The sequence below is a fragment of the Streptomyces sp. NPDC002784 genome (genome assembly GCF_053592135.1).
This window is the reverse complement of the sequence record NZ_JBSFVD010000020.1, coordinates 95,899-117,025: the sequence shown is the minus strand read 5'-3', so window position 1 is coordinate 117,025 and position 21,127 is coordinate 95,899. Positions and strand designations below refer to the sequence as shown.

Genomic DNA, 21,127 nt, shown 5'->3' with positions numbered 1-21,127 from the left:
CCACCCCTTCGACCACCGCCCTCTTCGGTCGAGACACCGAACAGTGATCGGAAAGCGCTTCACCGAGAACGGAGAACAGTCATGGCCCAAGCCGCAGCCGTGGCGAAACCGCCCGCGCCACCGAGGCGGCGCCGTGCCTCCGCCACCCCGCGCAGGCTCCCCTATCTGCTGATCGCCCCGGCCGCCCTGCTCATGCTGGGCTTCATCGCCTACCCGGTGATCAGCGTCTTCTACTACAGCCTGCAGCACTACAACCCCACCAAACCGTGGCGCAACGGCTACGCGGGCTTCGACAATTTCGTCCACGCCTTCACCGACGACCCGCTGTTCTGGGACACGCTGGTCTTCAGCGCCAAGTGGGTCTTCGTCGAGGTCGGACTCCAGCTGCTGTTCGGACTCGCGCTCGCCCTGATCGTCAACCAGACCTTCGTCGGCCGGGGACTGGGCCGCGCGATGGTCTTCTCCCCCTGGGCCGTCTCCGGAGTGCTGACCTCCGCGATCTGGGTGCTGCTCTACAACTCCCAGACGGGCATCACCCGTTACCTCGCGGACATGGGCATCGGCTCCTACGGCACCAGCTGGCTGTCGGACACCTCCACCGTCTTCCCGGCGGCGATCATCGCCGACCTGTGGCGCGGTGTCCCCTTCTTCGCGATCCTCATCCTCGCCGACCTGCAGTCCGTCTCGAAGGACCTGTACGAGGCCGCCGAGGTCGACGGGGCCGGCCGGCTGAAGCAGTTCTGGCACATCACGCTGCCCCATCTGAAGGACGCCATCATCCTGTCCACGCTGCTGCGCGCGGTGTGGGAGTTCAACAACGTCGACCTGCTCTACACCCTCACCGGCGGCGGACCCGCGGGCGAGACCACGACACTCCCGCTCTACATCGCCAACACCAGCGTCGACGCCCACAACTTCGGCTACGCGTCGGCCCTGACCACGGTGGCGTTCGTGATCCTGCTCTTCTGCTCGATGGTCTATCTGCGGCTGAGCAAGTTCGGAGGCGACAGCAAGTGAGCATCAAGGAAGCCGTCCCGGTCGTGCCCGCCGCCCGCCGGACCCCGCCGCCGCCCCGCCCCACCGGCAAGCACCGCGCCTGGGACGAGGCCCCGCGCTGGCAGATCTATCTCCCGCTCGGCATCTATCTGCTCTTCACCCTGATCCCCTTCTACTGGATCCTGCTCTTCGCGCTCCGCCCGGCCGGATCCACCTCGCTCGTGCCCTGGCCGATCACCTTCGACCACTTCGAGAAGGTCTGGAACGAGCGCAGCTTCGGCACCTACTTCCAGAACAGCGTCCTGGTCGGCGTCGCCACCCTCGTGATGACGACCCTCGTCGCCCTGGCCGGCGGTTACGCCCTCGCCCGGTTCGACTTCAAGATCAAGCGGGCCTTCATGCTCGCCCTGCTGTGCTCGCAGTTCGTGCCGGGCGCGCTGCTGCTGGTGCCGCTGTTCGAGATCTTCGCCGAACTCCAGATGATCAACTCGCTGATCAGCGTCATCCTCGCGGAGACCGTCTTCCAGCTGCCGCTGTCGATGATCCTGATCAGCAACTTCATCAAGAACGTGCCGTACTCCCTGGAGGAGGCCGCCTGGGTGGACGGCTGCGGACGGATGCGGGCCTTCCGGGTCGTCGTGCTGCCGCTGCTGCGGCCCGGCCTGATCGCCGTCGGCTCCTTCGCCTTCGTGCACTCCTGGAACCACTTCCTGTTCGCCCTGATGTTCCTCAACAACCAGGACAAGCAGACGATCCCGGTCGGCCTCAACACCCTGATGAGCGCCGACAGCGTCGACCTCGGCGCGCTCGCCGCGGGCGGCATCATCGCGGCCGTACCGGTGGTGCTGGTGTTCGCCTTCATCCAGAAGTGGCTGATCACCGGCTTCAGCGCGGGGGCGGTCAAGGGATGAGACGGCACCGGTTCATCGTCCCGCTCGCCCTGCTGGGCCTGCTGGGCTTCCCCGCGCACGCCGAGGGCCGCGACCTCGGCCGCGACACCCTGCCCGCCGGTGACGGCTGGGCGTCCTACGGCACCGGCACCACCGGAGGCGCCGCCGCCGACGACGCCCAGGTGTTCACGGTGACCGACCGCGCCGGCCTCGTCCGTGCCCTCGACGGCGGCAGCGACACCCCGAAGATCATCAGAATCGCGGGGACGATCGACGCCAACACCGACGACGACGGCGACCACCTGGACTGCGCCGACTACGCCACCGACGGCTACGACCTGAAGCGGTACCTCGCCGCCTACGACCCCCGCACCTGGGGCTCCGCCAAGCCCAGCGGCCCCCAGGAGCGGGCCCGCCAGGCCTCCGCCGCCCGGCAGGCCGAGCGCGTCGAACTGGCCGTCGGCTCCCACACCACGATCGTCGGCCTCGGCGACAAGGCGGTCCTGAAGGGCGCCAGCCTCCAGATCAAGGACGCCACCGACGTCATCGTCCGCAACCTCGAACTGCGCGACGCCTACGACTGCTTCCCCGTCTGGCAGCCCAACTCCGGCGGCCTCGGCGACTGGAAGGCGGCCTACGACAACCTCTGGCTGCGCGGCGCCACACACGTCTGGGTCGACCATGTGACGTTCACCGACAAGGGCCACCCGGACTCCGCCGAGCCGACGCACTTCGGCCGCACCTACCTGCGCCACGACGGCCTGCTCGACATCACAAACGGCTCCGACCTGGTCACCGTCTCCTGGAGCCGGTTCGCCGGCCACGACAAGGCGATGCTCATCGGCAACGGCGACACCGCCACCGGCGACCGGGGCAAGCTCCGGGTCACCCTGCACCACAACGCGTTCGAGTCCGTCGTCCAGCGGGCGCCGCGCGTCCGCTTCGGGCAGGTGCACCTCTACAACAACCGGTACGTCGTCGAGGACGGCCACCGGTACGCGATCGGCGTCGGCACCGAGTCCGCCCTGTACGTCCAGAACAACGCCTTCACCACCCCGGGCCATGTCGAGGTCGCCGACCTGGTCAAGAGCTGGAACGGCAGCGCCCTGCACGACGAGGGCACCCTCTTCAACGGCTTCCCCGTCGACCTGCGCACGACCTACAACGCCTACAACTCCGGCAGCGAGCGCGACCTCACGGCCGACGTCGGCTGGACACCTGCCCTGCACACAAAGATCGACAGCGCGGCGGCGGCCGACCGAGCGGTGGCACGCGGCGCGGGCGCGGGGAGGATCCCATGAGCACCGTAGACATCGTCCTGGCGGGCGCGCGCGGCCACGGCCGCTGGCATCTGGAGAACATCCGCCGGCTCCAGGACCAGGGCGTCGTCCGGCTGGCCGGCATCTGCGAGCTGACCCCGCTGACCGCCCAGGAACTCCCCGAGGGACTCGGCACGCCCGAGCAGTCCGCCGACTTCGGTGCCCTCCTGGACTCCACCGGCGCCCGCGTCGCGGTGATCTGCACCCCGATCCCGACCCACACGGACCTCGCCCTGGAAGCCGCCCGGCGCGGCGTGCACCTCCTGCTGGAGAAGCCGCCCGCCCCGTCCTTCGCCGAGTTCCGGCGCATGGCCGAGGGGGTCGCCGAGGCCGGGGTCGCCTGCCAGGTCGGGTTCCAGTCGCTCGGTTCGCAGGCGGTGCCCGCGATCCGGCGGATGATCGCCGACGGCACCATCGGGGAAGTGGCCGGCATCGGCGGAGCCGGCGCCTGGGCCCGCGCCGAGTCCTACTACCGGCGCGCGCCCTGGGCCGGCAAGCGCCGCCTGAACGGCGTCGACGTGATCGACGGCGCGCTGACCAACCCGCTCGCGCACGCCGTCGCCACCGCCCTCGCGCTCGGCGGCACGACCCGCGCCGAGCACGTCACCGACGTCGAGACCGAACTGCTGCGCGCCAACGACATCGAGGCCGACGACACCTCCTGCGTCCGCGTCGCCACCGCCCAGGGCCACCCGGTCACCGTCGCCGCCACCCTGTGCGCCGAGCACCCCGCCGAGCCGTATGTCGTGGTGCACGGCAGCAGCGGCCGGATCACCTTCTGGTACAAGCAGGACCGGGTACTGCTGCAGCGCGCCGGCCACGGCCCCGAGGAGTCCGAGTACGGCCGCACCGACCTGCTGGAGAACCTGGTCCGGCATCTCACCGACGGCGACGGCCTGCTGGTCACCCCGGCGGAGACCGGCGCCTTCATGCAGGTCGTCGAGGCGGTCCGGCGGGCCCCCGACCCCGCTCCGCTGCCCGCCGGGTCCTGGCATCTGCTGCCCGGCGAACAGCGCCGGGTCGTCCCCGGCATCGACGGCCTGATCACGGCCGCCGCCGACACCCTCGCCCTCTACTCCGAGCTGGGCGCCCCCTGGGCGCTGCCGCGCGGACTCCGCACAGAGGTGAGCACATGATGACGAGCCACGACACCCCCGTCCTGCGGGTCGCGGGCCGCCCGGTCGGCCGGTACGTCACCCGGCCCGAACTGCCGGAACGGCTCTCCCCGCGCCCGTACCTGCACCCGGTCACCACCCTGGCCGGCACCGCGGTCACCGAGCTGGGCCCCGCCGACCACACCCACCACCTCGGCGTCGGTGTCGCCGTTCCCGACGTCGAGGGGCACAACTTCTGGGGCGGGCGCACCTTCGTCCGCGACCAGGGGCCGACCGAGCTGGACAACCACGGCGCCCAGCGTCACGTGGGCTTCCCGCTGCGCGACCCCGACGGCTTCGTCGAGGAGCTGCGCTGGATGGCCGCCGGCACCGAACTGCTGCGCGAGCGCCGTACCGTCGCGGCCACCGGACTCACCGACTCCGCCTGGGCGCTGGACTTCACCTTCTCCCTCACCAACGCCACTCCGGCCACCCTGACCATCGGCAGCCCGGCCACCAACGGGCGCCCCGGCGCGGCCTACGGCGGGTTCTTCTGGCGGGCCCGCAAGGAGGCTTCCGCCCCGGACGTCCTCACCCCCGACGCCGAGGGCGAGGAGCGGGCGCACGGCAGCCGCGCCGACTGGGTCGCCCTCGTCGGCTCCTGCTGGACGCTGGTGTTCGCGGGCGCCACCGAACGGACCCGCCAGGACCCGTGGTTCGTACGGACCGCCGAGTACCCGGGGGTCGGTTCCTCGCTCGCCCACCGGGACCGGCTGCCCGTCACCCCCGGCGACACCGTCGTGCGCCGGATCGTCACCGTGGTCGCCGACGGCCGCCTGGACCGGGAAGCGGCGGCGGCCCTCGTCACGAAGGCGGTGAGCCAGTGACGACGTACACGAACCCGATCCTCGACGCGGACTGGTCCGACCCGGACGTGCTGCGCGTCGGCGACGACTTCTACCTGACCGCCTCCAGCTTCGGCCGCGTCCCCGGACTGCCGCTGCTGCACTCCCGCGACCTGGTCAGCTGGACCCTGGTCGGCCATGCCCTGGACCGGCTGGAACCGGCGGCCGAGTTCCGCACCCCACGGCACGACTGCGGGGTCTGGGCACCCTCCCTGCGCCATCACGCCGACCGCTTCTGGATCTTCTGGGGCGACCCCGACCAGGGCATCTACCAGATCAACGCCCCCGCGATCCGCGGCCCGTGGAGCCGGCCGCACCTGCTCAAGGCCGGCAAGGGCCTGATCGACCCCTGCCCGCTGTGGGGCGAGGAGACCGGCGAGGCCTACCTGGTGCACGCCTGGGCCAAGTCCCGCTCCGGCATCAAGAACCGGCTCACCGGCCACCGGATGCACCCCGACGGCACCGAACTCCTCGACGAGGGCAAGGTGATCGTCGACGGCGACCGCATCCCCGGCTGGTTCACCCTGGAGGGCCCCAAGCTCTACCGGCACGACGGCTGGTTCTGGATCCTCGCCCCCGCCGGGGGAGTGGAGACCGGCTGGCAGGGCGCCTTCCGCTCCCGCGGCTTCTTCGGCCCGTACGAGGAGAAGATCGTCCTCGAACAGAAGGACACCGACGTCAACGGCCCCCACCAGGGCGGCTGGGTGCGCACCCGGTCCGGCGAGGACTGGTTCGTCCACTTCCAGCAGCGCGGCGCCTACGGCCGGGTCGTGCACCTCCAGCCGATGCGCTGGGGTGCCGACGGCTGGCCGGTGCTCGGTGCCGACGGCGCCCCCGTCGCCGTGCACCGCAGGCCCGACCTGCCGCCGCAGCCGCCCGCCGCGCCCGCCACCGACGACGACTTCCCCGGCGGCCGGCACGGCCGGCAGTGGCAGTGGACGGCCAATCCCCGCGAGGGCTGGTCCACCCAGCACTCCGCGGACGGGCTCCGGCTCACCTGCGTCCGCTCGGCCGACGCGCACGACCTGCGCAAACTGCCGAACGTCCTCACCCAGCGGCTGCCCGGCAGGCCGGCCACCGTCGAGGTCGGCCTGCGCCTGGACAGCGACGAGCCGGGGGCCCGGGCCGGGCTCGCGGTGCTCGGGGACGCGTTCGGCTGGATCGGCCTGCAGCGCGGCACCGACGGCAGCGTCCACCTCGTCCACCGCTTCGCCGAGGCCGTCGCCGAACGCGAACGCGACGCGGGCCACCCCCGCCCGGCCCCCGAGGCCCGCGCCCGGCTGCGGATCGAGATCACCTCCGGCGCCCGCTGCCGCTTCCTGTACGACGTCGGGGACGGCTGGACGCCGTCCGGTCCCGTCTTCGCCGCCACGCCCTGGCGCTGGGTCGGCGCCCTGCTCGGCCTGTTCGCCCTCGCGCCCACCGGCCAGGGACACGCCGGCGCGGCGACCTTCACGCACTTCACGGTCACCGCCTCGTAACCCACCTTCTCCGTACGCCTGTTGGGAGCCGCAATGACGCACCTCCGTGGCAAGCGCTTGCCAGGGACGGGCCGCACCATGGCCGCCGTCCTGGGACTGGTCGCCGCCCTCGGGCTCGGGGCGGTCGGCGAGGCGGACGCCGGGTCCGCTTCCGGCGCGGCGGCCGACCGCTTCGCCGACCGCCCGCACGGGTTCGCCTCCCTGGCGGGGGGCATCTCCGGCGGGGCCGGTGGCAAGGTCGTCACGGTCACCGACCAGGCGTCGCTGGCCAGGTACGCGGCGGCGGCCGAGCCGTACGTCATCCGCGTCCGGGGCACGATCACCGCCGAGCCGTTCGGGGCGGTCATCGAGGTCGCCTCCGACAAGACCATCGTCGGGGCCGGCCGCAGCGGCGAGCTGGTCCAGGGCGAGCTGCACCTCGCTCCCGGCACCCACAACGTGATCATCCGCAATCTGACGATCCGTGACTCGGCGGTCGAGGGCGACTGGGACTGCAAGAACACCGACTTCGACGGCATCCAGATGGACACCGTCCACCACGTCTGGGTCGACCACAACCGCTTCTCGAACATCTGCGACGGACAGCTCGACATCCGCAAGGACAGCGAGTACGTGACCGTCTCCTACAACCGGTTCGAGAACAACAACAAGACCTTCGGCCTCGGCTGGACCACCAGCCTCAGGACGCAGATCACCATCGACCACAACTGGTTCGCCCACACCAAGCAGCGCAACCCGTCCGTGGACAACGCCGCCTACGCGCATCTGTACAACAACTACCTGACCGCGCAGGCGGATCCGGGCGACCCGGTGTGGACCTACGGCAACTGGTCCCGCGGCCGGACCCGGATGGTCATCGAGAACAGCTACTACCAGGACGTCCAGCACCCCTACCAGGCCGACGCCACGGCCGAGCTGGTGCAGCGCGGATCGATCCTGAGGAACACCACCGGACGCCACGACACCTGGGGCGCCGCCTTCGAGCCGCGGGAGTTCTACGACTACCGGCTCGACCCGGCCGCCGCCGTGCCCGCGCTGGTGCAGCGCTTCTCGGGGCCGCAGGAGCACATCGGCCGGGCCCGCCCCGCCCACTGACCCCACCCATTGACCCCACCCACTGACCCCACCACTGCATTTCCCGCAGGATCCAGAAGAAGAGAGCCGACCAATGAAGATCAGCATCCGTAGAAGCAGGCGCGCCGCCATAGCCGTCGCCCTGGGCTCCGTGCTCGCCCTGACCGCCACCGCCTGCGGCGACGACGGCAGTGGCAGCGGCGGGGACAAGGGTTCCGAGGGCTCCGGCAAGGGCGAGATCGTCTTCTGGGACAACAACGGCGGTGTGCGCACCGACATCTGGAAGGAGATCATCGCCGACTTCGAGAAGGCGAACCCCGACATCGAGGTCGAGTACGTCCCGATCGCCGCCACCGAGGTGCAGTCCAAGTACGACACCGCCATCCAGGGCGGCGGACTGCCCGACGTCGGCGGGGTCGGCGCGGCGATGCTCGCCGGGATCGCCGCGCAGGACGCGCTGGAGCCGGTGGAGACCCGGCTCGCCGAGTCCGCCCTGAACGGCAAGCTCAACGAGGACATGGTCGAGTCGGTGAAGGTGGCCGGCGGCTCCGAGGAGCACATGTACTCCATCCCCACCTCCGCCAACAACGGCGTCCTGTACTACCGGACCGACCTGTTCAAGAAGGCGGGCCTGGAGGAGCCGACGAGCTGGGACACGTTCTACGAGGCCGCCGAGAAGCTCACGAACTCGGGCAAGAACGAGTTCGGGTACACCATCCGCGGTGGCGCCGGGTCGATCGCGCAGGCGCTGGACGTGATGTACGGACAGAGCGGGATCACCACGTTCTGGGAGGGCGACAAGACCACCGTCAACGACCCGAAGAACGTGGAGGCGCTGGAGAAGTACGCGGGCCTCTACAAGAAGGTCACTCCGGCCGCCGACCTCAACAACGACTTCACCAAGATGGTCGCCCAGTGGGACTCCGGCACCATCGGCATGCTCCACCACAACCTGGGCTCCTACCAGGACCATGTGAAGGCGCTCGGGGTCGACAAGTTCCGCGGCATCCCGCAGCCGGTCGGCTCCACCGGCAAGCGGGTCCAGGTGTCCAACCCCGTGGACGGACTGGGCCTGTTCAAGAGCTCCAAGAACAAGGACGCGGCCTGGAAGTTCATCGAGTTCGCGGCGTCGCACGAGGCGAACTCGAAGTGGAACGAGTCGGCGGGTGCGATTCCGTCGAACACGGAGGCGGCGAAGGACGCGTGGATCAGTGAGGCGGAGCCCACGAAGCTGGCCGCCGCCTCGTTGAACGACGGGTCCACGACCATCGTTCAGCTTCCTTACTACCTGCCGGACTGGAACACCATTTCCAAGGCCGAGAACGAGCCGAACTTCCAGAAGGTGCTGCTCGGGAAGATGAGCGCGAAGGATTTCCTGGACACGCTCGCCGAGCAGCTGAATGAGGCTCAGGCCGAGTGGAACGAGCAGAAGTCCTGAGGACCCGGGGGCCGTTGTGCGTGGGGGGCTGCCGGTCGGTTGTGGCTGGTCGCGCAGTTCCCCGCGCCCCTGGGGAGTCCCACTTCCCTTGGCTGTAAGGAGATGGTGTGTCACTTTCCCGTAGACAGGTCGCCGGTGCTGTCGTCGCCGCCGTTCCTCTCACCTTCGGTACCGCGCACGCCGGGGAGCGGCCGGGCCGTACGCTCTTCGTCGCCGGGGATTCCACCGCCGCCCAGAAATACGCGGACGCCGCGCCCGAGACCGGGTGGGGAATGGCTCTTCCCTTCTTTCTTCACAAGGGGCTCGTCGTCGCCAATCACGCGGTGAACGGGCGCAGTTCGAAGAGTTTCGTCGACGAAGGCCGACTCGATGTCATTCTCGGGGCGATCCGGCCCGGGGACCTGCTCGTGATCCAGTTCGCGCACAACGACGAGAAGGCCACGGACCCGGCGCGCTACACCGAGCCCTGGACGACGTACCAGGACTATCTGCGGCTGTACATCGAGGGGGCCCGTTCCCGGGGTGCCCGGCCCGTGCTCGCCACCGCGGTGGAGCGGCGGCGGTTCGACGCTCAGGGCAACGCCCGGCCCAGCCACGGCGAGTACCCGGCCGCCATGCGCGCGCTCGCCGAGGAGGAGCGGGTTCCCCTGCTCGACATCCAGGCGCGGTCGCTGGAGTTGTGGCAGTCGCTGGGGGCCGAGGAGACCAAGAAGTACTTCAACTGGACCGCCACCGAGCAGGACAACACCCACTTCAACCCGCCCGGGGCCATCGAGGTGGCGCGGCTCGTGGCGCGGGAGTCGCTGCGGACGCGGGTGTTGCGTCCGCAGGACCTGCGGCGGCTGGACGAGGTGATCCCGCAGACCTGGATCACCTGGCCGGACGCCGCTGCCTGACCGTACCTCCACGCTCCGTACCCCCCACGCACCGTACCTCCACGCTCCGTACCTCCACGCTCAGAGAAGAGAGCCGCATCATGAACGCATACAAGTGGCATGGGCATGCCATGAAGAGAGCCGCCGTGCTGGCCGGCTGTGCCTCGCTCGTCCTCGGGGTCACCGGCGCCGGGACCGCTCAGGCGGGGCCAGCCCGTGACCTCGCGCGGGAGGTGCTCCCCGCCGGGGACGGCTGGGCGTCCGAGGGCGCGGGGACCACCGGCGGGTCGGCCGCCGACGCCGCGCACGTCTACACCGTGAGCACCTGGGCGGAGTTCAAGGCCGCCCTCGCGGACGGCGGTACCGCGCCCCGGATCATCAAGGTCAAGGGCATGCTCGACGCCGTCTCGGAGGGCTGCGACGCCCTCGCCGCCGAGGGGTACGACTTCCAGGAGTACCTCGCCGACTACGACCCCGCGGTGTGGGGCCACGACACCCCGGTCAGCGGCGAGCAGGAGGACCTGCGGGCCGCCTCCGCCGCCAACCAGGACAGGATGATCAAGGCGAGCGTGCCGTCCGACACCACGATCGTGGGCGTCGGCCGCAACTCCGGGATCCGGGGCGGCAGCCTGCAGATCCGGGGCGTCGACAATGTGATCGTCCGGAACCTCACCATCGAGGCCCCGCTCGACTGCTTCCCGCAGTGGGACCCCACGGACGACAACAAGACCGGCGCCTGGAACTCCGAGTACGACGGTGTCGTCGTCTACGGCTCCACCCATGTGTGGATCGACCACAACACGCTCACCGACGGCCGCTATCCCGACAGTTCCCTGCCGGAGTACTTCGGCAAGGTCTACCAGCAGCACGACGGCCTGGTGGACGTGGTGCGCGGCGCCAACCACGTGACGGTGTCCTGGAACTCGTTCGAGGACCACGACAAGACCATGCTGATCGGCAACAGCGACAGCGCGGGCCCGACCGACTCCGGCAAGCTCAAGGTCACCCTCCACCACAACCGCTTCGAGGGCATCGTGGAGCGGGCGCCGCGCGTCCGGTTCGGGCAGGTCGACGCGTACAACAACCACTTCGTGGTGACCGCCGGCCAGAAGTTCGGCTACGTCTTCGGCATCGGCGCCTCCTCCCAGCTGTACGCCACCCACAACGCCTTCTCGCTGGCGCCCGGGGTGAGCACCGGCAAGGTGCTGAAGAAGTGGAGCGAGGCCCCGCTCACCGCCGCGCACAACTACGTCAACGGCAAGCTCACCGACCTGATCGCCGTCCACAACGCGGAGATCCCCGGCGAGACCCTCCAGTCCGGGGCGGGATGGACGCCCACGCTGCGGACCCGGGTCGACCACCCCCGGGCGGTCCCGGGCATCGTCGACCACCGCGCGGGTGCCGGCCGCATCTGCTGACCCGCCGCGGGGGCCGGAGCCCGGCCCCGGCCCCCGTCCGCCTGTGAAGGAGCACCCGCATGCCCTCGCCCCAACCCCAACCGCCCTTCTCCCGCAGGGGATTCCTCCTGGCGAGCGCCGGAGCGAGCGCCGCCCTCGGGCTCACCGCGGCCCCCGCGCGGGCCACCGCCCCAGGCCGCCCGTTCGGCCGGTACGGCTCACCGGCCGCCCGCCTCACCCCGAGCACGCTCTACGTCGACCCGCGCGGCCGCGGTGACTTCGCCACCGTCCAGGCCGCCGTGCACGCCGCCACCGGCAGCGGCTGGACCCTCGTCCTCGCGCCCGGCACCTACCGGGAGACCGTGAGCGTCGACCCCACCCGCACCGAGATGACCTGGCTCGGCGCGGGCGACGACCCCCGGGACGTCGTCATCGTCTACGACAACGCCGCCGGCACCCCGAGGCCCGACGGCTCCGGCACCTACGGCACCACGGGATCGGCCACCACCACCGTGCGCGCCGACGGATTCACCGCCCGCCGGATCACCTTCGCCAACGACTGGCTGCGCGCCGACCACCCCGGGATCAGCGGCACCCAGGCCGTCGCCATCAAGGTGACCGGCGACCGCTCCGCCTTCCACCACTGCCGTTTCCTCGGCCACCAGGACACCCTGTACGCCGACACCAACGCGCTGACCGTCTTCGCCCGGCAGTACTTCGCGCACTGCTACGCCGAGGGCGACGTCGACTTCGTCTTCGGCCGGGCGACGGCCGTCTTCGAGCACTGCCACTTCCGCACGCTGACCCGCACCGATCTGGCCTCCGCACCGTACGGCTTCGTCTTCGCGCCCTCCACGGCGGGTGCCAACCCGCGCGGCTACCTGGTCACCCGGGGCCGGATCACCAGCGAGGCCCCGGACGCCTTCTACAAGCTGGCCCGCCCCTGGGTGCCCAGCTCCGACCGTACCGCCCGTCCCATGCTGACCGTCCGGGAGACCTGGCTCGGCCCCGGCATCGACGCGGCGGCGCCCTACGCGAACATGTCGGACGCCTACCCGTGGCAGGACCAGCGGTTCGCCGAGTACCGCAACACCGGTCCGGGGGCGGAGATCACCGTGCCCGCCAACCGCCCCCAGCTCTCCCCCGAACAGGCCGCTTCGGCGACCCGGGCGGCCTACCTCGGGGACTGGCGGCCGTGGCGCACGGACTGACCCGCCGGCACAAGGAACGCCCCCGCCGGTCGTCACCGGCGGGGGCGTTCCGCTGCTGACCGAGGGGGGCTCAGGTCAGCAGGTCTCGGGGTTTACTTGTACGTGATGTCAGACGCCGTGAAGCGGCACGACGTTGCGTCCGGGCCCACGCCGAGCTGGGTCGGCTCGGCACCGGTGTTGTTGCCCTTGAAGCGGACACACGTCTTGATCTTCTTGGAGCTGTCGCCGTGGATGCGGACCTTGCGCAGCGCCGCCGTGTCCCCGTAGTTGGTGTTGATGCCCACGATGGAGTTCATCGGCGCGGTGACATCCACGTCGTTGATGATGACCGTGCGCTTGTACTGCGTGGAGCAGTTGCCGCAACTGCGCACCAGCTTGCCGGAGTTCGCCACCTGGAACTTGCTCACGACCAGCTTGCCGGCGCCGTTGAACTGGAGGACCTTGTCCGAGGCGTTCTTCGCGCCTCCGCCGTACACCGTGTACACGGCGGAGGCGGACTTGCCCTTGAAGGTCGCCGCGTCCTCGCCGACGTCCAGCCACCACACGTTCTGCAGCGTGCAGGAGCCCAGGCAGTGCACGCCGTCCGCGGCCGGGGTCCCGATGATCACGTTCTTCAGGACCGCGCCGTCGGCGAGCTGGAACACCGGGTCCTGGCCCTCGTCCTGGCTGTCGCCGCCGAGCGCGCCGCTGCCGTAGAACTTCTTGTAGCCGCCGTCGTAGGTGCCCGAGACCTTGATGGTGCCGGTCACGGCCTGGCTGCCCTTGGCCGTCGGCCAAGTGGACGCGGCGCCCGCGGTGGACAGCATCGTCGTGGTGACGATCGCCGCGCCGGTGATGCCGAGGGCGGAGGCTCCGGCGATCACCGCCCGCCGCTTGGTGACCTTGCGGCGGTGGCGGACGCGCTGTTCAGCTGGTGCAGTCATGCCCATTCCTTGCGTGGGGAGAGGTGCCTTGCGCTACCTGGTCGCCACCGGCCGGGAAAGGGTTGCCGCGCTTCCGGAAATATTTATGAGCGCGGCGCGAAGTCGCCCGCCACGGCGAACTCCTGGTCTCCCGCGCGGGCCGTCGCCGAGTAGCCGTCGTCCTTCGCGTCCCGGCCGCCGCGCTCATGGTCGTACTGCCCCGCGAACACCCACTCGCCCGGCGGGACGGTACGGCCGTCCTTGAGCCGCCAGGTGTAGACGAGGAAGCCGTCCCGCTCGGCCACCGTCAGCGCGAAGTCGTCCTCGGGCAGCGACCGCCAGGCGCCGGTGGAGGTGACCCCGCTGGTCTGCGCGACCGTCAACTCCACGGTCAGCGCGGTCAGTTGGCGGCCGGTCTTCAGGGTCACATTGCTCTGTGCCCAGAACTCGTTGCTGTGCGGGTCGACCGAGCCGTCCGACCAGAGCGGCCCGTCCTCCTCCGTCGGATCCGCGGGCGGAGCCGGGGGGAGGGGGGCGCGGCTCGTCGCGTCCGGTGACGGCGTGGGCGTGGGCGAAGTGGCCACCGTCTGCTGTGCGGTGTCCTCCTTCACGGCCGACGCCACCGCGTAGCCGCCGACGGCCAGCACACCCGCGACCGCGGCCGTGGCACCGGCCACCCGCACCCAGCCGAACACCGGCGGACGGGGCGCCCGGTGTTCGGGACGGGCCTCCTCGGCCATGCCGCGTTCGATCCGGGCGAGGATGCGCTCCCGGTCCGGCTCGTGCGCCTCGGCCGCCTCGTGCAGCCGGGCGCGCAGCTCGTCGTGCACGTCCCGCCGCATCGTCATCGGTCCCTTCCCGCGGTGTCACCGGTCCGCGCCATCGCCGCGTGCATCCTGAGCGGTGCCGCCTGGGGGCCCAGCAGCCGCTGGAGTTCCGCCATCCCCTTCGAGGTCTGGCTCTTCACCGTACCCACCGAGACACCGAGGGCCAGGGCGGTGTCCTTCTCCGAGAGGTCGAAGGCGTGCCGCAGCACCACGCAGGCGCGTTTGCGGAACGGCAGTCTGCGCAGCGCCTCCTGCACATCGACCACGCCGGCCACGTCGGGATTCTCGGCCCGCTCCTCGCGCTGCGACCAGAACAGGGCGACCCGGCGCCGCTCGCGCACCGCGCTGCGGATCCGGGTCCGGGCCAGGTTGGCGACCACGCCCCGGGCGTAGGCGACGGGGTGGTCGGCGGCGCGGACCCGGTCCCAGCGGTGCCACAGCGCCAGCAGGGCGTCCGCCGCGAGATCGTCGGCGGCGTCCGCCTCGCCCGTCAACAGATGGGCCAGGCGCGACAGTTCGGCGTAGTGGCGTTCGAAGAAGGCATGGAACTCCACGGAGGCGGCGTCGTCGACGACTGTGCCCACGGCGACCTCTCCTGACGGTGTCTCGGTATTCGTACGGGACTTCGAACACTGTATGGCATGCCGCACATGAGCAGGCCGATTCCGTAACACGGGGAAAACCTGTACCGGGTTCAACACGGGAACAATCCAGCCAGCGTCCGCACACCGATCATTCAGGCACCGAGGAGCCGCAGTCATGTCCGAGACCCAGCAGGCCGTCGACCGGCCGGAGGGCCCGCCTCCCCCCGTGAGCAGCGTGGACCGCTTCTTCAAGATCTCCGAACGAGGGTCCACGCTCAGCCGGGAGATACGTGGCGGATTCGCCACGTTCTTCACGATGGCCTACATCCTTGTCCTGAATCCGATCATCCTGGGCAGCGCGAAGGACAAGTTCGGCGAGACCCTCGACCCGGTCCAGCTCACCACCGCCACCGCCCTGGTGGCCGCCGTCATGACGATCATCATGGGCGTCGGCGGCAATCTCCCCCTCGCGCTCGCCGCGGGCCTCGGCCTGAACGCCGTCGTCGCCTTCCAGATCGCCCCGTTGATGAGCTGGGACGACGCGATGGGCCTGGTCGTCCTGGAGGGCCTGCTGATCTGCGTCCTGGTGGTCACCGGGTTGCGCGAGGCGGTCATGCACGCCATCCCGCAACCGCTCAAGCAGGCGATCAGCGTCGGCATCGGCCTGTTCATCGCCTTCATCGGCTTCGTCGACGCCGGGTTCGTCAGCCGGATCCCGGACGCGGCGAACACCACGGTCCCGGTGCAGCTCGGGGGCACCGGCAGCCTCACCGGCTGGCCGATCCTGGTCTTCTGCCTCGGCGTGCTGCTGACGATCGGACTGCTCGCCCGCAAGGTCAAGGGCGCGATCCTGATCAGCATCGTGGTCATGACGCTCGTCGCGCTCGTCATCAACTCCCTGGCCGACGTCAAGAGCTGGGGCCTGACCACGCCCGAGTGGCCCGAGAAGCTGGTCGACACCCCCGACTTCGGGCTGCTCGGCCGGTTCAGCCTGTTCGGCGCGTTCGGCGAGACCACCGTCATCACCGTCGTGCTGCTCGTCTTCACACTGGTGCTGTCCGACTTCTTCGACACCATGGGCACGGTCGTCGGCATCAGCGCCGAGGCGAACCTGCTGGACGAGGAGGGCAAGGTCCCCGGCCCCGGCCGGGTCCTGCTCATCGACGGCGCGGCGGCGGTCGCGGGCGGCGCGGCGTCCGCGTCCTCCGCGACCTCCTACATCGAGTCGGCGGCCGGCGTCGGCGAGGGCTCGCGCACGGGCTTCTCGAACCTGGTCACCGGCGGCCTGTTCGCCCTCGCCCTCTTCCTGACCCCGCTGCTCACCATCGTCCCGCTCCAGGCCGCGGCACCCGCCCTGGTCGCGGTCGGGTTCCTGATGATGACGCAGGTCAAGCACATCGACTGGGACAAGTACGAGATCGCGATCCCGGCCTTCCTGACCATCGCCGTGATGCCGTTCACCTACTCCATCACCAACGGCATCGGGGCCGGCTTCGTCGCCTACGTCGTCATCAAGGCGGTACTGGGCCGGGCGAAGGAGGTGCACTGGCTGCTGTGGGGCACCTCGGCGCTGTTCCTCGTCTACTTCGCCATCGACCCCATCGAGCAGATCCTCGGCGTCAAGTAGCGGGGCCCGCCTCAGCCTTCGAGCGCGGCCTGCATCATGGCCCTCGCCACCGGCGCCGCCAGCCCGTTGCCACTGACCTCGGAGCGGGCGGCGTCGGACTGCTCCACCAGCACCGCCACCGCGACCTGCTGGTCACCGGCGGTCGCGTACGAGGTGAACCAGGCGTACGGCGTCTCGCTGTTGTTCTCGCCGTGCTGGGCCGTACCCGTCTTGCCGCCCACCGTCGCGCCGGAGATCCGCGCGTTGGTGCCCGTGCCCTCGGAGACCACCGTCTCCATCGCCGACCGCAGTTGCTCGGCCGTCGAGGCGCTCACGATCCGCTCGGTGTCCGCGTCGGAGTCGTAGTCCCGCAGGACGTCCCCGCCGCCGTCGGTCACCTGCGCCACCATGTGCGGCGAGACCAGCTTGCCGCCGTTGGCGAGGGCCGCCGACACCATGGCCATCTGCAGCGGGGTGGCCGTGACGTCGAACTGGCCGATCCCCGTCAGCGCGGTCTGCGCCTCGTCCATGCCGGAGGGGTACACGCTGGCGTACGCCCGCACCGGCACGTCCTGCTCGTCGTCGTTGAAGCCGAACTTTTGGGCCGTCGCCCGCACCTTGTCCTGGCCCAGGTCGTAGGCCATCTTCGCGAAGACGTTGTTGCAGGAGTACTGGAGCGCCACCCGGATCGAGGCGTTCTCGCAGGGCGCCGACTTGTTCTCGTTCTCCAGCACGGTGACCGTGCCGGGCAGCGTGTACGGGTCCGGGCTGTCCGTCTCCTCGTCGACCGAGGAGTACAGCCCGTCCTCCAGCGCTGCCGCCGCCACCACCAGCTTGAACGTCGAACCCGGCGCCACCGGCTGCCGCAGCGCGCGGTTGGTCAGCGGCTTGTCGGCGTCCTTGGTGAGCTTCTTCCACGCCGCCCCGGCGGTGTTGGCGTCCGTCAGCGACGCGGGGTCGTAGGACGGGGTCGACGCGACCGCCAGGATCCTGCCGGTGGCCGGGTCGATCGCGACCGCGGCCCCCTTCTTGTCGCCGAGCGCGTCGTAGGCCGCCCGCTGCACCTCGGGGTCGATCGTGGTGACGACGTTGCCCGGCTCGGCCCGCTGGTCGGTGACCGTGTCCAGCACGGTCCGCAGCCGGCTGTCCGTGCCGTTGAGGACGTCCTGGTAGATGCCCTCCAGCTGGGTCGGCGCATACGCCTGCGAGGCATAGCCCGTCACCGCGGCGTACAGCTCGCCGTCGGTGTACGTGCGCTTGTACGCGAGGTCGCTGCCCTTCGTCCGCGCCGAGCCGGTGATCGCCTCCCCGGCCACGATGATGTTCCCGAGCGGTGCCGCGTACGTCTCGATCGCGTTCCGCCGGTTGTCCTTGTCGTCCGCGAGTGCCTGGCCCTCGTAGAACTGCACCCAGGTGGCCCTGACCAGCAGGGCCAGCACCATGAGCAGGGTGAAGACCGATGCGCGCCTGATCGTCTTGTTCATTGCACCCGTCAGGACGAGCGAAAGGGGGCACATCGTTCCCCGGCGGCACATTTCTCATCGGGAGTTCATGAAAACCGGGAGTGCATGAAAACCGGGAGCTCATGAGAACCGGGACTTCATGAGACCGGCCTCGTACGCCGCGATCACCGCCTGGGTGCGGTCCCGGGTGCCGGTCTTCGCCAGCACGGCCGCCACATGCGACTTCACGGTGGCCGGACCGACCGCCATGCGCTCGGCGATCTCCGCGTTGGTCAGCCCGCCCGCCATCAGCCGCAGCACCTCGCTCTCCCGGCCGGTGAGCCGCGCCACCCAGGGCGGCGGCGCCGGGTACGCGCGCGCGTGCTCGGCCGCGAGGGTGCGTACGGCCGCCGGGAACAGCAGGGTGTCGCTGCGCGCGACCAGCCGTACCGTCTGCACCAGCGTGTCGGCGTCGGACCGCTTGAGCAGGAACCCGGCGGCTCCGGCGCGCAGGGCGTCGTAGACGTAGGAGTCGTTCTCGAAGGTGGTGACCACGACGATCCTCGGCGGCTCGGCGAGGGTGGTGAGGATCTGCTCGGTGGCGCGGATGCCGTCGGTCTGCGGCATCCGGACGTCCATCAGCACGACGTCCGGGGTCAGCTCCCGGACGACGGACACCGCCTCGGCGCCGGTCGCCGCCTCGCCGACGACCTCCAGGTCGGGCTCGGCGGAGAGGATGGCGCGCAGGGCGGTGCGGACCATGAACTCGTCGTCGGCGAGGACGATACGGATCGTCATGCGGGTCCCTTCAGGGGCAGTCCTACGTGCAGTCGCCACACCCCGTGCGCGGCGCCCGCCTCCGCCGTCCCGCCGAGCAGCCGGGCACGGTCGGCGATGCCGCGCAGACCGTGCCCGCCGCCGGGGCGGCAGGCGGAGGCGGAGGTGGCTGTGACGGGATTCTCCAGGGTGATCTCCAGGCGTCCCCCGGTCACCGCGATCCGCAGCAGCACCGGCCTGCCCGCGTGCTTGAGGGCGTTGCTCAGGCCCTCCTGCACGATGCGGTAGGCCTCGCGGGACAGGACGGGCGGCAGGCTCTCCGGGTCGGCGTCGAGCGTCGCGGTCACCCGCAGCCCGGCCGCCCTCGTGCGGTGCAGCAGTCCGTCCAGATCGGCGGCGAGGGTGGGCGCGGGTGCCGTGCCGGGCGCGTCGCCCTCCCGCAACATCCCGAGGACGGCGTCGAGTTCACCGACCGTGCGCCGGGTGGTCTCCTCGATCGCGGCGAGCGCCGCACGGACGAACTCCGGGTCGCGGTCGAGCAGTCGGCGGGCCGCGCTCGCCTGGAGGGTGACCGCGCTCAGGGCGTGACCCACGGAATCGTGCAGCTCGCGCGCGAGCCGGTTGCGTACGGCGAGATCGGCGGCGCGCGCCTCGGCCGCCGCGAGCCGGTCCTCGGGAGTGGGCCCGAGCAGCGCCGGAGCCCACCGGGCGAGCAGACCGCCCGCACCGGCCGCGCACGCCGCGAGCGCCACCAGGCAGGCCGCCCCCGCGACCGGCATGAGCGCCAGCACCCAGCCCCGGTCCAGGGCCTCGGGCAGGCCGAGCAGGTCGTCGCGGAACACGGCGACGACCGGCAGGGCGATCAATGTGGCCGCGAACGGCGGCAGCGCCAGCGACATCCCCGAGATGATCCCGCCGAGGCCCAGATGCAGCGTGAACCAGGCCGCCGTGCGCCCCCTGGCGGTCCGGCTCCGGGCGGGGGAGGAGGAGAGCCGCTCCGCGCCGACCCCGCACAGCGAGCGCACCGCCCCCGCCTCCAGCGGACGGGTGAGCGGGAACAGCGCCGCGGTGAGCGCGGCCAGCGGCAGCGCGACGGCGAACGACAGCAGCTGCGCGAGGAGATCGGCGAAGACGTAGCGGGCGTGCACGGCCGGTCCGACGACGATCTGGCCGACGAAGACGTACGGCATGGCGAGCGCGCCGCCGAGGATCAGATGGATCCACCGCCGGCGCGTCCGCCGCCCGAGCAGGAACCGGGCGGACTCCCTCACGTGCGGCGCCGGGGGAGGACGGCGGACCGCCGCGCGAGGAAGTGGGCCCCGACGACGGCCACCAGGACGCCGGTGAGCATCCGGCCGGCGTAGGCGAGGTGCATCGGCCCGGTCACGGACCCGGGGTCGATCAGGGAGGCCAGGGTGAGCCACGCTCCCCAGCAGGCCGCGGCGGCGGAGCCGACCCAGGCCAGGGCGAGCGGGACGCGGACGGGCAGCACCGGGACGCGCCGGAAGGCGAGCAGCAGGGCGCCGCCCACGGCCGCGAGGAGGAAGAGGGCGTCCAGTGCCTGAAGGACGTGGAAGTCGGTGGTGCGGGGCTTGTCCGGTCCGGCGCCGATCCCGCAGGCCCACAGCAGGTGCAGGGTGAGCGGGACCAGGGCGACCGCGGCGGCCGTCACCGCGCCGACGCGCTGGACGGTGCCGACGCGGGCGCGGGGCAGCTCCCACACCCGGCCCCGCCACAGGTGGCCCCAGCGGTCGCGGGCGTACAGCGCGAACAGGGTCCCGAGCGCCAGCCCCTGCACGATGAATCCGCCGTACACCACCGCGAACACCCAGTCGTGGAGGAAGGGTTCGCCTCCGGTGTCCGCCGCGGTGTTCACGGTGCCGCCGCCCAGCTTCACCAGGAGCTGGAGCGGGAACCCGGTCATGATCGGCGCGAGCAGCCCGGTGGCTACCCATACGGGCACCGCCAGCAGCCAGGCCGGTACCCGCAGCCCCCAGGGCCGGGTCAGCACCAGCGCGAGCACGATGACACAGGCGTCCATCAGCAGCGTGACGCCGTTGGCGACGGCCACCGCGGCCCGGTGCTCCAGCAGGGAGCTGCCCTCGGGGATCCCCGCCTCGCTCCCGGCGAGCCACGCGGCCTTCAGCCCGAGGTACGGCAGACAGGACACGATCGCGACGGCGCGCAGCAGCGCACGCCGCCCGGAGGGATCGAGGGCGCCGGCGGGCCGGGCGAGGAGTGACTGCGTCATGCGTACACGCTCTCGCGGAACCCGCCGCCGGCACGTCCTGCCCGACGACGATCCCGCT

At 71.1% G+C, this 21,127-nt stretch carries 19 protein-coding genes; 12 read left to right on the top strand and 7 right to left on the bottom strand.

Translation table 11 applies throughout. The annotated features are described in order from the left end of the window. Positions 1–81 precede the first annotated feature (81 nt). From ACWD1Z_RS28575 to ACWD1Z_RS28525, 11 genes are all read left to right on the top strand, one after another. Positions 82–1,017: a carbohydrate ABC transporter permease gene (locus ACWD1Z_RS28575; protein ID WP_451122462.1), complete on the top strand. Its 936-nt coding sequence runs from the start codon at positions 82–84 to the stop codon at positions 1,015–1,017. Beyond that, on the top strand, positions 1,014–1,907 hold the full coding sequence (locus tag ACWD1Z_RS28570) for a carbohydrate ABC transporter permease (protein ID WP_451122461.1): 894 nt from the start codon (positions 1,014–1,016) through the stop codon (positions 1,905–1,907). The genes ACWD1Z_RS28575 and ACWD1Z_RS28570 overlap by 4 nt, the downstream gene beginning before the upstream one ends. Then, positions 1,904–3,187, top strand: coding sequence for a pectate lyase family protein (locus ACWD1Z_RS28565; RefSeq protein ID WP_451122460.1), 1,284 nt, complete (start codon positions 1,904–1,906; stop codon positions 3,185–3,187). Before ACWD1Z_RS28570 ends, ACWD1Z_RS28565 begins: the two co-directional genes overlap by 4 nt. After that, positions 3,184–4,341 carry a Gfo/Idh/MocA family protein gene (locus ACWD1Z_RS28560; RefSeq protein ID WP_451122459.1) on the top strand — a complete coding sequence of 386 codons (1,158 nt, stop codon included), beginning with the start codon at positions 3,184–3,186 and terminating at the stop codon, positions 4,339–4,341. The genes ACWD1Z_RS28565 and ACWD1Z_RS28560 overlap by 4 nt, the downstream gene beginning before the upstream one ends. Continuing rightward, complete coding sequence (locus ACWD1Z_RS28555; protein WP_451122496.1) at positions 4,341–5,186, top strand: DUF6807 domain-containing protein; 846 nt, start codon at positions 4,341–4,343, stop codon at positions 5,184–5,186. The genes ACWD1Z_RS28560 and ACWD1Z_RS28555 overlap by 1 nt, the downstream gene beginning before the upstream one ends. Beyond that, positions 5,183–6,685, top strand: coding sequence for a family 43 glycosylhydrolase (locus tag ACWD1Z_RS28550; RefSeq protein ID WP_451122458.1), 1,503 nt, complete (start codon positions 5,183–5,185; stop codon positions 6,683–6,685). The genes ACWD1Z_RS28555 and ACWD1Z_RS28550 overlap by 4 nt, the downstream gene beginning before the upstream one ends. Before the next feature lie 78 nt (positions 6,686–6,763). Then, positions 6,764–7,780 carry a pectate lyase family protein gene (locus ACWD1Z_RS28545; RefSeq protein ID WP_451122457.1) on the top strand — a complete coding sequence of 339 codons (1,017 nt, stop codon included), beginning with the start codon at positions 6,764–6,766 and terminating at the stop codon, positions 7,778–7,780. Positions 7,781–7,853: 73 nt separating this feature from the next. After that, positions 7,854–9,197, top strand: a complete 1,344-nt coding sequence (locus ACWD1Z_RS28540; protein WP_451122456.1) for an ABC transporter substrate-binding protein — start codon at positions 7,854–7,856, stop codon at positions 9,195–9,197. A 107-nt stretch (positions 9,198–9,304) separates the two neighbouring features. Next, complete coding sequence (locus ACWD1Z_RS28535) at positions 9,305–10,093, top strand: rhamnogalacturonan acetylesterase (RefSeq protein WP_451122455.1); 789 nt, start codon at positions 9,305–9,307, stop codon at positions 10,091–10,093. 80 nt (positions 10,094–10,173) lie between these two features. After that, positions 10,174–11,490 carry a pectate lyase family protein gene (locus ACWD1Z_RS28530; protein ID WP_451122454.1) on the top strand — a complete coding sequence of 439 codons (1,317 nt, stop codon included), beginning with the start codon at positions 10,174–10,176 and terminating at the stop codon, positions 11,488–11,490. Between the two features lie 59 nt (positions 11,491–11,549). Continuing rightward, positions 11,550–12,680: a pectinesterase family protein gene (locus tag ACWD1Z_RS28525; RefSeq protein ID WP_451122453.1), complete on the top strand. Its 1,131-nt coding sequence runs from the start codon at positions 11,550–11,552 to the stop codon at positions 12,678–12,680. Positions 12,681–12,772: 92 nt separating this feature from the next. Here ACWD1Z_RS28525 and ACWD1Z_RS28520 read toward each other — a convergent pair whose 3' ends face one another. The 3 genes from ACWD1Z_RS28520 to ACWD1Z_RS28510 form a co-directional block, all read right to left on the bottom strand. Beyond that, entirely contained in the window at positions 12,773–13,603 is an 831-nt protein-coding gene (locus ACWD1Z_RS28520; RefSeq protein WP_451122452.1) for a pectate lyase, read from the bottom strand. Positions 13,604–13,686: 83 nt separating this feature from the next. After that, positions 13,687–14,430, bottom strand: coding sequence for a hypothetical protein (locus ACWD1Z_RS28515; RefSeq protein ID WP_451122451.1), 744 nt, complete (start codon positions 14,428–14,430; stop codon positions 13,687–13,689). Further along, positions 14,427–14,993 carry a SigE family RNA polymerase sigma factor gene (locus ACWD1Z_RS28510; RefSeq protein WP_451122450.1) on the bottom strand — a complete coding sequence of 189 codons (567 nt, stop codon included), beginning with the start codon at positions 14,991–14,993 and terminating at the stop codon, positions 14,427–14,429. The genes ACWD1Z_RS28515 and ACWD1Z_RS28510 overlap by 4 nt, the downstream gene beginning before the upstream one ends. A 175-nt stretch (positions 14,994–15,168) precedes the next feature. Here ACWD1Z_RS28510 and ACWD1Z_RS28505 point away from each other — a divergent pair, with 175 nt between their 5' ends. Continuing rightward, positions 15,169–16,620, top strand: a complete 1,452-nt coding sequence (locus ACWD1Z_RS28505; RefSeq protein WP_451122449.1) for an NCS2 family permease — start codon at positions 15,169–15,171, stop codon at positions 16,618–16,620. An 11-nt stretch (positions 16,621–16,631) separates the two neighbouring features. Here the strand turns inward: ACWD1Z_RS28505 and ACWD1Z_RS28500 are convergent, their stop codons facing one another. The 4 genes from ACWD1Z_RS28500 to ACWD1Z_RS28485 form a co-directional block, all read right to left on the bottom strand. Continuing rightward, on the bottom strand, positions 16,632–18,083 hold the full coding sequence (locus ACWD1Z_RS28500; protein ID WP_451122448.1) for a peptidoglycan D,D-transpeptidase FtsI family protein: 1,452 nt from the start codon (positions 18,081–18,083) through the stop codon (positions 16,632–16,634). A 99-nt stretch (positions 18,084–18,182) separates the two neighbouring features. Continuing rightward, complete coding sequence (locus ACWD1Z_RS28495) at positions 18,183–18,839, bottom strand: response regulator transcription factor (RefSeq protein WP_451122447.1); 657 nt, start codon at positions 18,837–18,839, stop codon at positions 18,183–18,185. Beyond that, positions 18,836–20,089 (bottom strand): sensor histidine kinase, encoded by a 1,254-nt coding sequence (locus ACWD1Z_RS28490; RefSeq protein ID WP_451122446.1) that lies wholly within the window; start codon positions 20,087–20,089, stop codon positions 18,836–18,838. Before ACWD1Z_RS28490 ends, ACWD1Z_RS28495 begins: the two co-directional genes overlap by 4 nt. After that, positions 20,086–21,069, bottom strand: a complete 984-nt coding sequence (locus tag ACWD1Z_RS28485) for a hypothetical protein (RefSeq protein ID WP_451122445.1) — start codon at positions 21,067–21,069, stop codon at positions 20,086–20,088. Before ACWD1Z_RS28485 ends, ACWD1Z_RS28490 begins: the two co-directional genes overlap by 4 nt. Between the last annotated feature and the right edge of the window lie 58 nt (positions 21,070–21,127).

Bases quoted from the DNA above. Each gene is read 5' to 3' on its own strand.
- ACWD1Z_RS28575 (WP_451122462.1), top strand. From the start codon at position 82: ATGGCCCAAGCCGCAGCCGTGGCGAAACCGCCCGCGCCACCGAGGCGG.
- ACWD1Z_RS28565 (WP_451122460.1), top strand. From the start codon at position 1,904: ATGAGACGGCACCGGTTCATCGTCCCGCTCGCCCTGCTGGGCCTGCTG.
- ACWD1Z_RS28560 (WP_451122459.1), top strand. From the start codon at position 3,184: ATGAGCACCGTAGACATCGTCCTGGCGGGCGCGCGCGGCCACGGCCGC.
- ACWD1Z_RS28555 (WP_451122496.1), top strand. From the start codon at position 4,341: ATGACGAGCCACGACACCCCCGTCCTGCGGGTCGCGGGCCGCCCGGTC.
- ACWD1Z_RS28545 (WP_451122457.1), top strand. From the start codon at position 6,764: ATGGCCGCCGTCCTGGGACTGGTCGCCGCCCTCGGGCTCGGGGCGGTC.
- ACWD1Z_RS28540 (WP_451122456.1), top strand. From the start codon at position 7,854: ATGAAGATCAGCATCCGTAGAAGCAGGCGCGCCGCCATAGCCGTCGCC.
- ACWD1Z_RS28530 (WP_451122454.1), top strand. From the start codon at position 10,174: ATGAACGCATACAAGTGGCATGGGCATGCCATGAAGAGAGCCGCCGTG.
- ACWD1Z_RS28525 (WP_451122453.1), top strand. From the start codon at position 11,550: ATGCCCTCGCCCCAACCCCAACCGCCCTTCTCCCGCAGGGGATTCCTC.
- ACWD1Z_RS28520 (WP_451122452.1), bottom strand. From the start codon at position 13,603: ATGACTGCACCAGCTGAACAGCGCGTCCGCCACCGCCGCAAGGTCACC.
- ACWD1Z_RS28515 (WP_451122451.1), bottom strand. From the start codon at position 14,430: ATGACGATGCGGCGGGACGTGCACGACGAGCTGCGCGCCCGGCTGCAC.
- ACWD1Z_RS28505 (WP_451122449.1), top strand. From the start codon at position 15,169: ATGTCCGAGACCCAGCAGGCCGTCGACCGGCCGGAGGGCCCGCCTCCC.
- ACWD1Z_RS28500 (WP_451122448.1), bottom strand. From the start codon at position 18,083: ATGAACAAGACGATCAGGCGCGCATCGGTCTTCACCCTGCTCATGGTG.
- ACWD1Z_RS28495 (WP_451122447.1), bottom strand. From the start codon at position 18,839: ATGACGATCCGTATCGTCCTCGCCGACGACGAGTTCATGGTCCGCACC.
- ACWD1Z_RS28485 (WP_451122445.1), bottom strand. From the start codon at position 21,069: ATGACGCAGTCACTCCTCGCCCGGCCCGCCGGCGCCCTCGATCCCTCC.